Consider the following 14,591-nt stretch of genomic DNA (forward strand, 5'->3'; position numbering starts at 1 on the left):
GTGCGTCCGCGGAGGGCGCTCACCGGAAGGAGATCACCATGTCCCGAGGCGGAGCCGGAAACATGCTGGGCGTCGGCGGCACCCGGAAGCACCTCGGCCGCAAGGCCCTGCGCGGCGGGGGACGCGACGGCCGCGTCGGGGGCGGCCTCGATCCCCGGGCCCAGAAGCGCGAGCTGCTGCGCAAGTTCCAGGAGCAGCGGAAGGAACAGCGGAAGCAACAGGAACAACAGGCACAGCAGGAGGACCGGGAGGGAGGGGGCTCCGGGCGGGAAAGCCGGCCCTGACTCCCCTCGTCAGTCCCCGTTGTCGTCGGCCGCCGGCGGCCAGGGGTCGCCCCAGGAGGTGTCCCTCGCCGCCCGGTACAGGTCGCCGTGGCGCTTGGTCACGGTGGCGCGGTTCAGGGCCGGGTCCCTCTCGCAGAGGTCGAGGAGGACCTGGCCCTTGCGGATCTGCGGCTTGCGGACGACGCGGGCGGCGGGAGGGGCGGCGGGCAGGCGGGTGGCGGCGACGTAGCTGAACTTCTCGTCCTCGTAGGGCAGGGAACCGCCCTTGACCTGGCGGTGCAGTGAGGAACGGCTGACCCGGGCCGCGAAGTGGCACCAGTCCGTGCCGGGGACGATGGGGCAGGCGAGGCCGTGCGGGCAGGGGGCGGCGATCCGGAAGCCGGCCGACACCAGCCGGTCGCGGGCCTCGATGACGCGGGTGTAGCCGTCGGGGGTGCCGGGTTCGACGATCACGACGCTCTGCGCGGCGCCGGCGGCGGCGTCGACGAGGGCGGCGCGGTCGGCGGCGGTGAGTTCGTTGAGGACGTAGGAGACGGTGACGAGGTCGGTGCGGTCGAGGGTGAGTTCCGGGCCGATCCGGGAGCGGTGCCAACGGGTGTCCCTGAGCGCGGGGTGCGCGGCGGCGAGTTCCCGGCCGAGGGCGAGTGCGGGTTCGGCCCAGTCGAGGACGGTCACCGGCCGCTCCCCGTCCCAGGTGGCGCTCACCGCCCAGGCGGCGGCGCCGGTCCCGCCGCCGACGTCGACGTGGTCGCCGGGCGTCCACCCGGGCACGGCGTCCGCGAACGCCGCCAGCGCCGACCGTACGGCCTCGAAGGTGGCCGGCATGCGGTACGCGGCGTAGGCGGCGACGTCCGCGCGGTCCCGCAGGATGGGCGCCCCGGTCGGGGTGGCGCCCCGGTAGGTGGCGATCAGCCGCTCGACGGCCTGCGCGGCCCGCCGCGGCGGGAGCCCGTCGAGCAGCCCGGCGAGCGCGCCGCGCAGCACGTCGGCGGGAGAGGCGGGTGAGCCGGAGGAGACGGGAGAAGCAGAGGAGGCGGGGGCGGGAGCGGGGTCGTTCACCTGGAAATTCTATGGCGCGGGCTGGCGGCCGGGTTCACCTCCCCCGGACCGCGCGGGCCACCCGCGTGGCCGCACGGGCGCGGGGGCCGTTGGCCGGGGCCGCGGGGCGGCGGGGGTGGACCGTGTTGGCGAGCAGGACGAGGTAGGTGTCGGTGGCACGGTCGAGGACCAGGGACGTGCCCGTGAAACCGGTGTGGCCGGCCGCTCCGCGGCCCGCGAGCTCCCCCATGAACCACGGCTGGTCCACGGCGAAACCCAGGCCCGGCGGTGCGAGGAGCAGGTCCACGAAGTCGGGGCCGAGGATGCGGGCGGGGCCGTGGGCGCCGCCCGCCAGCAGGGCGCGGCAGAAGACCGCCAGGTCGCGGCCGGTGGAGAAGAGGCCGGCGTGGCCCGCGACCCCGCCGAGCGCCCAGGCGTTCTCGTCGTGCACCTCGCCGCGCAGCATCCCCCGGTCCGCCTTGGCCCACGGTCGCCGCTGGTCCTCGGTGGCCGCCGCGCCCGGACACGGGCCGAAGTCCGTGGCGGTCATGCCGAGCGGCCGGGTGATGCCGTCGTGGACGAGCGTGTCGAGGGTGCGGCCGGTGAGGCGTTCCAGGAGGTGCTGGAGCAGCAGCATGTTCAGGTCGGAGTAGCGGTACGCGCCGGGCGCCGCGACCGGTTGCTCGGCGCGCAGCAGGGCGAGCCGTTCCGCGTCGTCGGCGCAGTCGTACAGGGGGAGTTCGGGGCGCAGTCCGGAGGTGTGGGTGAGCAGCTGCCGGACGGTGATGCCGTGCCGGACGGCCGCGGGGAAGTCCGGCAGGTACGCGCCCACCCGGGCGTCGATGCCCAGGGTGCCCCGCTCGATCTGCTGCACGGCGGCCACCGAGGTGAACAGTTTGGTCAGGGAGGCCAGGTCGAAGGGGGTGTCCACGGTCATCGGCACCCGGTCGTCCGGGGGCAGTTCCACCGCGGTGTCCGTGTGTTCGTCGTACGCCGCGTAGCGCACGGCCCAGCCCGCCGCCTCCTGCACGGCGAGCACCGGGCCGCGGCCGACGGCCACCACGGCGCCCGCCGCCCAGGGGCGTTCCCCGGTGGTGCCGGCGTGCACCTCGCGGACCAGGGCCCGGAGTTCGCGGGGGTCGAGCCCGGCCCGTTCGGGGGTGCCGTGGCGCAGTCTCTGGGCGCTCAGAAGCCCTCCCCCTCCGTACTCGCCCGCCTCTTCCAGGGGCGGCACAGGCCCGTGAAGCAGGCCAGCGCCACCAGGGCGGCGGTCAGCTGGACGACGGCCATCGGGACGGCGGTGTCCTCCCCGGCGATCCCGACCAGCGGGGAGGCGATCGCGCCGACGAGGAAGGACGCCGTGCCGAGCAGGGCCGAGGCGGCACCGGCGGCCTGCCGGGTGCGCACCAGGGCGAGGGTCTGGGTGTTGGGCATGGTGATGCCCATCGCGGACATCAGCACGAACAGCGCGGCGGCCACCGGCACCAGCCCGACCTCGCCGAACACACCCAGCGACATCAGCAGCAGCGCGACCGCGGCGACGACCACGACGCAGAGCCCGAAACCGAGCACCCGGTCCAGCCGGACCCGGCCGACCAGCACCTTGCCGTTGATCTGCCCCATGATCATCAGGCCGATCGAGTTGAGCCCGAACAGCAGGCTGAACGTCTGCGGGGAGGCCCCGTAGATCTCCTGGACGACGAACGGGGAGGCCGCGACGTAGGCGAAGAGGGAGGCGAAGGCGAATCCCCCGGTGAGCATGTAGCCGGTGAAGACCCGGTCGGCGAGCAGCCGGCGCATCGAGCCGAGGGCCGCGCCGAAGCCGCCGCCGTGGCGGTCGGCGGGGGCCAGCGTCTCCGGCAGCTTCACCCAGACCAGGGCCGCCAGCAGCACCCCGAGGACGGCGAGGACGACGAACACGCCCCGCCAGTCCGTCACCCGCAGGACCTGCCCTCCGATGAGCGGCGCCATGATCGGCGCCAGACCGGAGATGAGCATGAGGTTCGAGAAGAAGCGGGCCATGGCCACGCCGTCGTACAGGTCGCGGACCACCGCCCGCGCGATGACGATGGCGGCCGCGCCCGCGAGACCCTGCAGCAGCCGGAGGACGACGAGGAGTCCGACGGTCGGCGCGAGCGCGCACAGCACGGTGGCGACGACGTAGACCGCGAGGCCGACGAGCAGCGGGCGGCGGCGTCCCCAGCGGTCGCTCATCGGGCCGACCACCAGCTGCCCGAGCGCCATGCCGGCCAGACAGGTGGTGAGCGTGAGCTGGACGGTGGCGGGGGACGCCTGCAGGGACCGGGTGACCTCCGGAAGGGCGGGGAGGTACATGTCCGTCGCCAGCGGGGGCGTGGCGGTCAGACCGCCCAGGAGGAAGGTCACCAGCAGGCCGGTGCGGCCGGCGGTCGCGCGGAGCGGCGGCGCCGCGCTCGCGGTCGGACGCGCCGCCGGGTCCGCCGCCGGGCTCGTCGCCGATTCTTCCGTTGAGTCCGTTCTCGCCGTCGAGTTCGCCGTCGGATTCGATATGGACGCCCCGCCCTCGGGCATGTGACCCCTCCCTTTCCGCCTCATCGGCTCCCTATGCTCTCAGCTCGTACGGAGTGCTCGGCGTCGACGACGACGTCATGGGAGCGCTTCCACGGGTTTCCGCGGCCGATGTGCCGACGACACGAGCAGGGGTGGGGCGGATGACAGGGCGGAACGTGCGCTGGGGAATCCTGGCGACCGGCGGGATCGCCGCGAGGTTCGCGGCGGATCTGGAAGACCTGCCGGAGGCGGAGATCGTGGCGGTGGCCTCCCGGTCGGCGGAGTCGGCGCGGGCGTTCGCCGACCGGTTCGGGATCGGGCGGGCGTACGGCGACTGGGAGTCGCTCGCACGGGACGAGGAGGTCGACGTGGTCTACGTCGCCACTCCGCACTCGGCGCACCGGGCGGCGGCCGGACTATGCCTGGAGGCCGGGCGGAACGTGCTGTGCGAGAAGCCGTTCACGCTCAACGCGCGCGAGGCCGGGGAACTGGTCGCCCTGGCGCGCGACCGGGGACGTTTTCTGATGGAGGCCATGTGGATGTACTGCCATCCCATGGTGCGGCGGCTGAAGGCACTGGTCGACGACGGCGCGATCGGCGAAGTCCGCACCGTGCGCGCCGACTTCGGGCTGGCGGGGAACTTCCCGGCCACGCACCGGCTGCGGGACCCCGCGCTGGGCGGGGGCGCGCTGCTGGACCTCGGCGTGTATCCGGTGTCGTTCGCGCAGCTGCTGCTCGGGGAGCCGTCGGACGTCGTGGCGAGGGCGACGCTCTCCGAGGAGAAGGTCGACCTCCAGACGGGCGCGCTGCTCTCCTGGGACGACGGCGCCCTCGCCTCGGTGCACTGCTCCCTCGTCGGCGGTACGGAGACCTCGGCGTCGATCACCGGTTCGAAGGGCCGCATCGACATCCCGTACGGCTTCTTCTTCCCGGACGGGTTCGTGCTGCACCGGGAGGGCCGGGAGGCCGAGAAGTTCGCGGCCGACCCGGCGGACGGGCGCCGCGACACGCTCTCCCATGAGGCCGCCGAGGTGATGCGCGCCCTGCGGGCCGGTGAGACGGAGTCACCGCTCGTCCCGCTGGACGGCACGCTCGCCGTGATGCGGACGCTCGACGCGATCCGCGACCGCATCGGCGTCCGCTACCCGGGGGACGCCGCGTGAACCCCGCCCCGCCGACGGCCCGTCGGGCAGCGCCGACCCCCTCTGATCCACACAAGCGGAATACGAACATCCGCAGCATTGCGGCCCAGAGCGGACATATGCTCAACTCTCCTGCACCAAAGCTTCACACTTGAGGCGGCAGGCTTCCGCAGGCCATTTCCAGGGGGAGGGCAGCCGTTCCACCGCACCGGCAGGGGGGTGGCCCCGCGTGGGACCGCGGGTCACGCGCCGGTGGGTGGAACGGCTGCCGTGATCAGGCCTCGCCGGTCCCGGAGCGGCTGCTCCCGCGCTCGCCCCGCCGCTCGCCGCCACCCGAACGGCGGGCGGCGGCGGGCCGGACCGGACACCGGAATGCGACGGTGGTCACGCGAAGCGACTGCCCCGGGAGACGACGTGACCTGTTACGACCGACGCGATCTGGGCCTGCTGCTGCTCCGGCTGGGGACCGGCGGTGCACTGGCGGCGCACGGCGCGCAGAAGCTGTTCGGCTGGTTCGGCGGTGGCGGGATCGAGGGCACCGGCCAGTTCATGGAGACCATCGGCTACGCGCCCGGCAAGGCCAGCGCGACGGCGGCGGGCCTCGCGGAGACGGGCGGCGGCGCGCTGCTCGCGCTCGGCCTGGCCACCCCGGCGGCGGGTGCGGCGGCGGCCGGCGCGATGGCGGGCGCGGCCGCCGTGCACGCGCCCAACGGCTTCTTCAACCAGGAGGGCGGCTACGAGCACGCCGCGATCCTGGGTCTGACGGCGGCCGGTATCGCCGTCGCGGGGCCCGGCCGCCTCTCGGTGGACCACGCCCTCGGCCACACGGCCGACCGGGGCTGGATGGTCCCGGTGGCCTTCGCGGCGACCGCGGCGGCCACGGCGGTGACGGTGGGGGCGCGCAGCCGGCGGCTGCGGAAGGCGCGGGAGGGCGAACAGGAGGCGCTGTTCGAGTAGTACCGAGCACCGGGGCCACCGGCCGCCCCGGGTCGGGCTCTGCCCCACGGGCGACCGTCCGCCCCCTCATCGGGTCACGGCTCCGGATCCGGTCCTGGTTCCGGGCCCGGCCGTCGGTCCGGTCGGCCCGCGGACTCCGTCGACGGCCTGTGCGCGGGGCTGGACGCGGACCGTCGGGACCGGGGCCGGGTCGGCACGGACGAGGCCGGCGGTACCGGACTGCTCGGCGTCCGCCGCCGGGTGACCGCGCTGCACGCGTCGACGGCCCCGCGGCACTCCTTCCGCGCCCACGACTGCGCACGGGCCGACAGGGGCCCGGCACGAGGACGCGCGACGGAACCGGAGCACTCACCGAGCCGGGAGACTCCGGGCAAAGGAGTCGTAATCCGCGATCAGGGCAGAATGGAGAAAAGCACCGGCAGTCAACGCCCTCATCTGCGAGAAGAAGCGCGTCATGGACCTATGGTTGATCTGGTTGATCGTTGCAGCTGTTCTGGCCGTGGCAGAGATCTTCACGCTCACCGCCGCGCTCGGAATGCTGAGCGCGGCTGCCCTGGTCACTGCGGGCTCCGCCGCCATCGGGCTGCCGCCGGCCCTCCAACTGGTGGTGTACGCCGTCGTCGCCAGCATCACCGTGCTGTTCGTACGCCCCCTCGCGGTGCGTCACGTGCTGAAGCCACCGACGGCACGTTTCGGTGTCGACGCACTGGTCGGCAAGGCCGCCTACGTCGTCTCGGAAGTGACGGGATCCGGGGGCAGAGTGCGCATCGACGGCGAGGAGTGGACGGCCCGCGCCTACGACGAAACGCTGGTGATCCCGTCCGGAGCGACCGTCGACGTCATAGAGATCAGTGGCGCCACCGCATTCGTCTACCCCCGGGAATGAAGCCATGGACTTTTCAGCACCTCTCATCGTCGGACTGATCGTCGCGGCCATCGCGATCTTCACTGTGGTGCGGGCCGTCCGTATCGTTCCCCAGGCACGCGCGCGCAACGTCGAAAGGCTCGGTCGCTACCACCGGACACTCAGCCCCGGACTCAACCTCGTCATCCCTTATATCGACCGCGTGCACCCGTTGATCGACCTGAGGGAGCAAGTCGTCTCCTTCAAACCGCAGCCGGTCATCACCGAGGACAATCTGGTCGTCGAGATCGACACCGTCCTGTACTTCCAGGTCACCGACCCACGAGCGGCCTTCTACGAGATCGCCAACTTCCTCCAGGCCGTCGAGCAGCTCACCGTCACCACCTTGCGCAACGTCGTGGGCTCCATGGACCTGGAGAAGACGCTCACCTCACGGGACACCATCAACAGCCAACTCCGCGGCGTGCTGGACGAGGCCACCGGCAAATGGGGGCTCCGGGTCAACCGGGTGGAGATCAAGGCCATCGACCCCCCGCAGTCCATCAAGGACGCGATGCAGAAGCAGATGCGAGCCGAGCGGGACAAACGGGCCGCGATCCTGGGCGCCGAGGGGCAGCGCCAGTCGCAGATCCTCACCGCCGAGGGGGACAAGCAGGCCGCCGTCCTGCGTGCGGAGGGCAACCGTACCGCCGCGATCCTCCAGGCCGAGGGCCAGTCCCGGGCGATCGACGAGGTGTTCCAGGCCGTTCACCGCAACGACCCCGACCCCAAGCTCCTCGCCTACCAGTACCTCCAGGCACTGCCCCAACTCGCACAGGGCCAGGGCAACAACTTCTGGGTGATCCCCAGCGAGATCACCTCTGCGCTGCAGGGCGTCTCCCGCGCCTTCACCGAGGTGCTGCCCCCGTCGTCGGCCACCCGTGAGAAGCCGCCGCTCGACGACCTGGCCGCCAGCGACAAGGCCCGGGCGGAGGAAGCCGCTGCCGAGGCCCTGGCCGACGCCGCACAAGCCGATGGCGCCACCTCCGCCGACCGCCTCCCGCCCCGCCCGGCTCCCTGAGCCTCCTCCCCTTGCCGGCGTCTCGCCCCTGGACCGGGCCCGTCCTCTCGGTGCCGACAAGGGCGGCGGTATCCGGCTGCACGTCGGCCCCCACCCGGGTCCGGCAGGGGGCGGGACCGGTCGGCGCTCCTCCTTCCTCCCCCGCCCCGCGGGAAGCAGCCGCCGGCGGCGGCCGGCCACTCCACTGCACGGACCACTCCACTGCACGGACCCGGTACCTCGCACGCGGTGCTCCGGTCGCCGTGGCCGGGGATGCGGCAGAGACTGGAACCCGGATTCCGTCCAGGAACACCCCGGAGCGCAGGAGAATGGGCCCCAGCCACGCGTTATCACCCCGCGAGAGGCGGTGGTTCCGATGGCTGCCCGCCGCGCTGATCCTCGGCGTGTTCGCCCTCGACCTCCTCACCCCGCGCGGCATGCGGGTCTTCCCCCTGCTGGCGGCCGCCCCCGTCCTGGTCGCGCCCTGGCTCACCCTGACCGGGACGATCGCCACCGGCGGGGCGGCGCTCCTCGCCGCGGTCCTCCTGCCCCTGGTGAGAGGCCGGCTGCCGTTCGGCGTCGACGACATCGTCCCGTTCTCCACCTTCGTCATCCTGACCTTCCTGGCAGCGGTCGTGAACCGGCTGCTGGTCCGCGAGCGGCGGCAGTTGAAGAACGCCCGCGAGGTCGCCGAGACCGTCCAGCGCGCCGTGCTCCCCTCCCCGCCCGGACGGATCGGGCCGCTGGCCGTGGCCGTCCGGTACGAGGCCGCCGCGCGGGAAGCCGCCATCGGGGGCGACCTGTACGCGATCCACCCCACTCCCCACGGCATCCGGCTGATGATCGCCGACGTCCGGGGCAAGGGCCTGGGCGCGATCCGGACCGTCAACGCGCTGCTGGGCACCTTCCACGAGGCCACCCGGCGCGCTCCGGACCTGCCCGGCGTGGTCCGCTGGCTGGAGGAGCGGATGCGGGAGGCCAAGCTCACCGAGGACGGAACCGGGCTCGAGATGTTCGTCACCGCCGTCATCGCCGAGTTGTCCGCCGACGGCTCCACCCTGCGCATGGCCAACCGGGGACACCCGCCGCCGTTGCTGGTCCACCGCGGCCGGGCCCGCCCGCTGGAGCCGGGCACGCCCTCACTGCCGCTGGGCCTGGCCGACCTCGACGCCCGGAACGTCCTCCCGGACGTCCCCGTCGACCAGTACACCCTGCCCGACGGGGCGGTTCTCGTACTGTTCACCGACGGCGTCGTCGAGGCCCGCGACCACCGCGGGGTCTTCTACGATCCCGTCCCGCGGCTGTCCCGCCCGCTCCCGCCGGACCCGGACCACGTGCTGGACGCCCTGCTCACCGACCTGTACCGGTACACCGCCGAGCACCTCGACGACGACATCGCGCTCCTCGCCATCGGTCTGCCCCGCCACGCGGACGACAGCCGTCGCGTCTGAGGAAACCCCGCTGCCCCGCCGGCCCCGCGCGAAGGACCGCCGGGCGCTGTCCGTGGCCTGTGCCAGGGTCTGCGGCATGAGCGATCCGAGCACGAACCTCTCCGCGTCCCCCGCCCTCTCCCCCGCCGTGCCGTCGGCCGGTCTCTGGGACTCCGTCGACGCCTTGCACGCCTGGCTGGACGCCGACCGTGCGGTCGACGGCCGGGAGGGTCTGCTGCTGCGCATCCTGAAACTGTCCGAGGAGGTCGGCGAGGTCGCCGAGGCGGTGATCGGCGCCACCGGCCAGAACCCTCGCAAGGGCGTCACGCACGGATGGGACGACGTCCAGGCGGAGTTGTGCGATGTGGCGCTCACGGCCCTGGTGGCGCTGCGCGGTCTCACCCCCGACGCCCGCGAGGTCTTCACCCGCCACCTGGACCGGCTCACGCAACGCTCCCTCGGAGCTCCCCGCCAGGGTCCGTCCGCCGGTCGATCTTGCGGCGGGTCGTAGGGAGCCGACGGGGCCGAGGTCCCTACGACCCGCAGAACCGGTGCGGCAGGCGCCGCGTGGGGCTGGCGTGCCGCACCGGTCTCACTCAGCGGATCTAGCAGGCGCCCAGGTCTTCCCAGACGCCCCAGTCACCGGCCGCGCCGGGCTGCTCGTTCGTCGTCCACCACTTGGCGCGGTAGGTGCGGCCGTTGTGGATGACGGTGTCGCCGTTGTTGTAGACGGCACCGGCGTTCCAGGTCGGCGCGGCGCAGGAGCCGGGCTCGTTGCCGCCTCCACCGCCATTGCCACCGCCATTGCCGCCACCGCCACCGTTGCCATTGCCGGTGACGTTGATGTCGATGCAGGCGTAGAAGGCGTTGGAGGTGTCGGCCACGTTCCAGACGGCCAGGACCTTCTGGCGGCCCGTCAGGTCACCGAAGTCGACCTTGTGGTTGACCTCGGCGGGAGGCTGCGCGCCCCGGTCGTTGAACTCGGCGATCTTCCGGTCACCGACGTAGTACTGCCAGGTGTCGGTGGCGTGCCGTGCCGTGATGCGCCAGTTGAAGGTGTGCGACTTGCCGACCTGCGCGACCCGCCAGGGCTTGCTGTCGTCGTCGAGGTCGGAGAACTGGGCGTTGCCGCCGCTGCAGCTGCGCAGGCCCTTGGGGCCCTCGACGCTCTGCGGCTCGTACTTGATCTGACCGCAGTCGACGACACCCTTGGCGCACTGGTCCTGGCGGCTGCCGGGGTCGGTCACCCAACCGTGGGCACTGGCCGTACCCGCCGGAAGACTGACGGCGAGGAGGGGGGCGACCAGGGCTCCGACAGCCAGGGACGCTCGCCTTTTCATGTCCATGAAATGACTCTTTCTTCGGCGTACATGAGAACCGGCCACGGAGCACGACATCGCCGACCGCACCCGAGGTGCACCGCGCATGTCACGCGCGCCTGCGCCGACGAGGGCGCAGCGCGCGGTCGCGCCGCCGTGGCGGACACCACCTTTCACCCCGGCCCACGAAAGCGCCGGGACGGGGACGAAGACCGGTCTAGACCGGCGTTCGTAGGTCTAGACCATAGCGAGGAACCTGGAACCGTCAAGTCCACTTCCGCAGAGGGAAGTTGACAGGGAGTGACCGGCTTGCCTCGGAGCACCGCTCCGGTTACGGGGGAGACGGCATACGGGCAGGTGAGACCATCGCAGGCAGCCGACCACCACTCGAGCCGTCGACCGTGGCCCGCACCTCGGCGGCATCGCACCTGCGCGTGAACTTGCTCTCACGGGGGCGTCCCTCCATGAAATACGGGCCCGGAAACAGGCCCGGGAGCGCCATGATGGGGACCCAGGGATCGCACACCTGTGGGCCGAACGGGCCGACACTCCAGGGCGAGGAGCCCGACATGTCCACCGGATCCGCGGACAGCCCCGCGACGCTCTACGGGCCCGTCTCCGTAGTCCTCGGCAGCGCTGCTCTGTCGGCCGCGGTGTTCGCCGGCTTCGTCGGCATCGCGATCCCGCTCCTGTTCGGCAGCCTCGCCGTCACCTTCGCACTCCTCGGCCTGGGCCGCGGACTCCACCGGGGCCGGTGCGCCCTCGGCCTCGTCACCGGCTCCCTGGGCGTGCTCTACCCGATCTTCCTCGTCGCCGCCCTGAGCACCTGACCGTCGAACCGCCCCGGACATGCCTGTGCCCTGTGACTCGCCTCGGAGCCACAGGGCACAGCGGTAAGGCAGCGACTCAGCCGATCCGGTCGGCGGCGAACCCGACGAACACGGTCCACGCCTCCGAACCGACCGCCAGACCCGCACGGCGTGTGTCCTTCGAGTCCCGCACGTGCACGGCGTGCGGGCAGGTGGCCACCTCCACGCAGTCACCGCCCTCACCGCTGCTGTAAGTGCTCTTGAACCAAGCCAGTTCCGTTGCAGCCTTCATACCTCTCCCAGCAACCCCTCGACGAAGGCCGTCGACTCTCGCGGAGTGAGAGCCTGGGCCCGGATGATCCCATACTGCGCCTCAAGCTCCCGAACAGGCGTCCGTTCCGTGTAGAGGTGGCTGCTCTTCTGAACTTCCGCGTACGCGATGCGCTGCCCGCTCTTGGTCTCGATCAGAGTGAACGGCCCTGCAAGTCCTGCGTGATCCTCCCTCACCATGGGCATGACTTGAATCTCGACGTTGCGCTTCTGTCCGATCAACAAGATTTGCTCCAGTTGCCCACGTAGGACTCCAGCGCCACCGATGGGCCGTCGGAGCACGGCTTCCTCGATGACAAAACTCATCAGCGGCGCAGGCCATCGCGAAAAGATCTCCTGCCTCAACATGCGGGCTGTGACTCGCTGTTCGATCGTCTCCTCGTCCAGGAGAGGTCGCCGCATGGTGAAGACAGCGCGCGCGTACTCCTCGGTCTGCAACAGCCCTTTCACCACATGTGTGTCGTAGGCGTGCAGCTCAACCGCCTCCGCCTCCAACCGGGCCGCGTCCCGGAAGAACGCCGGGTACTGAGCCCGCGCGACCTCATCCTTCATCTCCTGGAGGACCCCGCCCGCGTCGAGCAGTTCGTCCGCCACATCGATGAACCTCGGAGGCGGCACCCGCCTCCCCTGCTCGTACGCCGCGATCGTCGCCGTCGAGTACCCCGTCCGCCCGCCGAACTCGGCCCGGTCCAGCCCCGCCCGTAGCCGGAACCGCTTCATCTGCCGCCCGAACACCCGCAGGATCCCCGACCCCGGCTCCGGAGAAGCCACCTCCGCCTCTCCCTGCTCCGCAGTCGTCTCCCCCGGCTCCCGCACCAGTTCGCTCATCGCCGTCCACCTCCGCCGCCTACCGGCCGGTTCGCCCAACTCCCCACCTCACTGAGGGACACGGCCCGGCCCGCCTACAAACGCCACCGGAACGCCTACAACGCCCCCGGTCGGTCTCACCAGGCGCCAACGTAAAACGCGGAACGCGAGGGAACCGGTGAACGATCACGGTTCACCAGAACGAGTGCTGAAGGCCCTGGAGGCCGGTACCGGGGGCGAGCGCAGCCACAGGGACCGGAATCACCCTCAACGATCCTTCAGGTCACGATCCTTGAGTTCGTCCACGCACTCCTTCAGCACCGCTCGGTCCGTGATGACCAGCCTCGGGTTCGCAGGGGCCGCGGACGGGTCGACGCCTCCCGCCGCTCACGCTCGGCGCGGGCCTGCACAATGCGGTCGGCGATCTCCTGGCAGTCGACGGCGTACGTGCCGCTCGGCGTCGCTTCCCCCGCGGGGGACTCCGGCGCGTTCGCGGACGGCTCGGCGTCGAGGGCGGCGAGGCCGGCCAGGCACAGCACGGCCCACGATGATTCACCGACGGTCACTCATGCGATGCCGTCCCCTCTGCTCCACACAAATCCCGAAGCCTTGGGGGCGACGTTCGCGCCTTGGATGATCAAGATGTTGTCTCCTCCGCCGTCCGCCGTACGGCGGTCCCTCCGGGAGTGGTCCGGGTCGGAGGGAACGCCGCCCTGATCTCCATGACGTGTTCGCCTCCCTTCGCCCTCTCGCTCAAGGCGACGCCAGGGTCCAGCGGTTGAGTGTCCCGTCCCCGTCGTCGTAGGTGAGCCAGGTCCCGTCGCCCAGCGGGCGTACGTCGCTGTCGACGGGGCCCGTCGGGTACGTGACCATCCCGCGTATCCGCAGGGTACGGGCGTCGAGCAGCCAGTGGCGTGCCCGCTCCGGGTCCTCGTCGGAGTCGGCCGTCGAGGCGATGACCGTGTCGGCGTCGACGAAGCCGCAACCGTAGTCCCAGTAGGGCGGGTCCTCGTCGTCGGCCGGATCGGGCTCCCGCTCGGCGAGCACGGTGCCGTCCAGGGCATGCAGTCGCAGGTCCGCTCCGTAGTGCTCGACCGTCAGGAAGCCCGGATACTCCTCGTGGACGTCCGTGAGGATGCGGTCCAGGCCCTCGTTCAGGTCCCAGACGGTCAGCTTCTCGCCGTCCCAGCGCGCCCACTGCAGCAGGATGCCGTCCTGGCCCATGCCGATACCCAACCCCATGTGGACACCGTCCGGGTGGGAGAGGTGGTTCGAACCGGCCGCCGCGCTGTCCAGCGGCAGCCGGGCCACCTCCCGTCCGTCACGGGCGTCGAGGACGACCCAGCGCTCCTCCCAGTCGCCCCACTCCGGCTCGGCCACGACATGCGCCCACACGAACCGGCCGTCGTCCGAGATCCGGCAGGAGCCGTGCTCCGAACCACGGCACACCTCCTGCTCGTCCCCCGTGTGCGGGTGATCGAGCTCGGGACCCCAGCAGCCGTGCCGGTACTCCCACAGCGTCTCCCCGCCCGCGCCCACGGCCCGTACCGCACGCTGTCCCGAGAACACCGCGAACGTGCCCTCGGGACTCACCGAGTGGACGCCGCGGTCCCACCCCGGCCAGGGAAGGGGAAAAACGGCCGTCGGCGCACGCTCCCCCGCGAGCAGTTCGTGGAGGTCGTAGACCTCCAGCTCGTACCCGTTCCGGAGGAGGGCGCGGCGCGAACCGTCCCCGCGGCTCTCCAGCGCGAAGCCGTGGACCAGCGCGCCTCCACCCGGCAGCCTCACCGAGTCGCGCAGTTGTGCGGTGATCGACATGGCCCGAAGGTAACGGACCCCACCGACAACACGATCGGCGCCGAACAACCGGATGGCATCACTGGCACGGACGGTTCACTCCCGGTGCGGGGCGTCTGCACTTTCGGCTCGTACCGGAGGATGGGGCATTGCGCATCGCCTGCATCGGGCCGAAGATCGGGAAATGACCACCGGCGGACGGCGCCCTCAGGAGGCCGCCGATCGCCGCCCACACCAACCGCCCC

Annotated in this window: 16 protein-coding genes; 8 read left to right on the top strand and 8 right to left on the bottom strand. The window is 71.9% G+C overall.

The window, feature by feature from the left end:
• Positions 1-38 precede the first annotated feature (38 nt).
• On the top strand, positions 39-284 hold the full coding sequence (locus tag ACWEQO_RS02525; RefSeq protein WP_361448430.1) for a DUF6243 family protein: 246 nt from the start codon (positions 39-41) through the stop codon (positions 282-284).
• Between the two features lie 9 nt (positions 285-293).
• On the opposite strand, the gene ACWEQO_RS02530 is transcribed toward ACWEQO_RS02525, so the two are convergent.
• From ACWEQO_RS02530 to ACWEQO_RS02540, 3 genes are all read right to left on the bottom strand, one after another.
• Positions 294-1,268: a small ribosomal subunit Rsm22 family protein gene (locus ACWEQO_RS02530; protein WP_452978460.1), complete on the bottom strand. Its 975-nt coding sequence runs from the start codon at positions 1,266-1,268 to the stop codon at positions 294-296.
• Positions 1,269-1,377: 109 nt separating this feature from the next.
• Positions 1,378-2,556, bottom strand: coding sequence for a serine hydrolase domain-containing protein (locus ACWEQO_RS02535; protein ID WP_452978053.1), 1,179 nt, complete (start codon positions 2,554-2,556; stop codon positions 1,378-1,380).
• Entirely contained in the window at positions 2,508-3,872 is a 1,365-nt protein-coding gene (locus ACWEQO_RS02540; protein ID WP_452978056.1) for a multidrug effflux MFS transporter, read from the bottom strand. Before ACWEQO_RS02540 ends, ACWEQO_RS02535 begins: the two co-directional genes overlap by 49 nt.
• A 140-nt stretch (positions 3,873-4,012) precedes the next feature.
• Between ACWEQO_RS02540 and ACWEQO_RS02545 the strand changes: the two genes are divergently transcribed.
• The 6 genes from ACWEQO_RS02545 (at position 4,013) to ACWEQO_RS02570 (ending at position 9,795) form a co-directional block, all read left to right on the top strand.
• Complete coding sequence (locus ACWEQO_RS02545; protein WP_452978059.1) at positions 4,013-5,014, top strand: Gfo/Idh/MocA family protein; 1,002 nt, start codon at positions 4,013-4,015, stop codon at positions 5,012-5,014.
• Between the two features lie 393 nt (positions 5,015-5,407).
• Positions 5,408-5,950, top strand: coding sequence for a DoxX family protein (locus ACWEQO_RS02550; RefSeq protein WP_361448421.1), 543 nt, complete (start codon positions 5,408-5,410; stop codon positions 5,948-5,950).
• A gap of 454 nt (positions 5,951-6,404) precedes the next feature.
• Complete coding sequence (locus ACWEQO_RS02555) at positions 6,405-6,836, top strand: NfeD family protein (protein ID WP_452978063.1); 432 nt, start codon at positions 6,405-6,407, stop codon at positions 6,834-6,836.
• Between the two features lie 4 nt (positions 6,837-6,840).
• Positions 6,841-7,875, top strand: coding sequence for an SPFH domain-containing protein (locus ACWEQO_RS02560; RefSeq protein ID WP_361448416.1), 1,035 nt, complete (start codon positions 6,841-6,843; stop codon positions 7,873-7,875).
• A gap of 308 nt (positions 7,876-8,183) precedes the next feature.
• Positions 8,184-9,305 (top strand): PP2C family protein-serine/threonine phosphatase, encoded by a 1,122-nt coding sequence (locus ACWEQO_RS02565; protein WP_452978068.1) that lies wholly within the window; start codon positions 8,184-8,186, stop codon positions 9,303-9,305.
• 76 nt (positions 9,306-9,381) lie between these two features.
• Positions 9,382-9,795 carry a MazG-like family protein gene (locus tag ACWEQO_RS02570; RefSeq protein ID WP_361448411.1) on the top strand — a complete coding sequence of 138 codons (414 nt, stop codon included), beginning with the start codon at positions 9,382-9,384 and terminating at the stop codon, positions 9,793-9,795.
• A gap of 94 nt (positions 9,796-9,889) precedes the next feature.
• Here the strand turns inward: ACWEQO_RS02570 and ACWEQO_RS02575 are convergent, their stop codons facing one another.
• Positions 9,890-10,630 (bottom strand): lytic polysaccharide monooxygenase, encoded by a 741-nt coding sequence (locus ACWEQO_RS02575; RefSeq protein WP_452978071.1) that lies wholly within the window; start codon positions 10,628-10,630, stop codon positions 9,890-9,892.
• Positions 10,631-11,172: 542 nt separating this feature from the next.
• Here ACWEQO_RS02575 and ACWEQO_RS02580 point away from each other — a divergent pair.
• Positions 11,173-11,433 (top strand): hypothetical protein, encoded by a 261-nt coding sequence (locus ACWEQO_RS02580; RefSeq protein ID WP_361448405.1) that lies wholly within the window; start codon positions 11,173-11,175, stop codon positions 11,431-11,433.
• 76 nt (positions 11,434-11,509) lie between these two features.
• On the opposite strand, the gene ACWEQO_RS02585 is transcribed toward ACWEQO_RS02580, so the two are convergent.
• The 4 genes from ACWEQO_RS02585 to ACWEQO_RS02600 form a co-directional block, all read right to left on the bottom strand.
• Entirely contained in the window at positions 11,510-11,704 is a 195-nt protein-coding gene (locus ACWEQO_RS02585; protein WP_452978074.1) for a DUF397 domain-containing protein, read from the bottom strand.
• Positions 11,701-12,570 (bottom strand): helix-turn-helix domain-containing protein, encoded by an 870-nt coding sequence (locus ACWEQO_RS02590; protein ID WP_452978077.1) that lies wholly within the window; start codon positions 12,568-12,570, stop codon positions 11,701-11,703. Before ACWEQO_RS02590 ends, ACWEQO_RS02585 begins: the two co-directional genes overlap by 4 nt.
• A gap of 293 nt (positions 12,571-12,863) precedes the next feature.
• On the bottom strand, positions 12,864-13,115 hold the full coding sequence (locus tag ACWEQO_RS02595) for a hypothetical protein (RefSeq protein WP_452978080.1): 252 nt from the start codon (positions 13,113-13,115) through the stop codon (positions 12,864-12,866).
• Positions 13,116-13,302: 187 nt separating this feature from the next.
• Positions 13,303-14,367, bottom strand: coding sequence for a hypothetical protein (locus ACWEQO_RS02600; protein WP_452978083.1), 1,065 nt, complete (start codon positions 14,365-14,367; stop codon positions 13,303-13,305).
• Between the last annotated feature and the right edge of the window lie 224 nt (positions 14,368-14,591).

Source organism: Streptomyces sp. NPDC004051, from assembly GCF_053604275.1.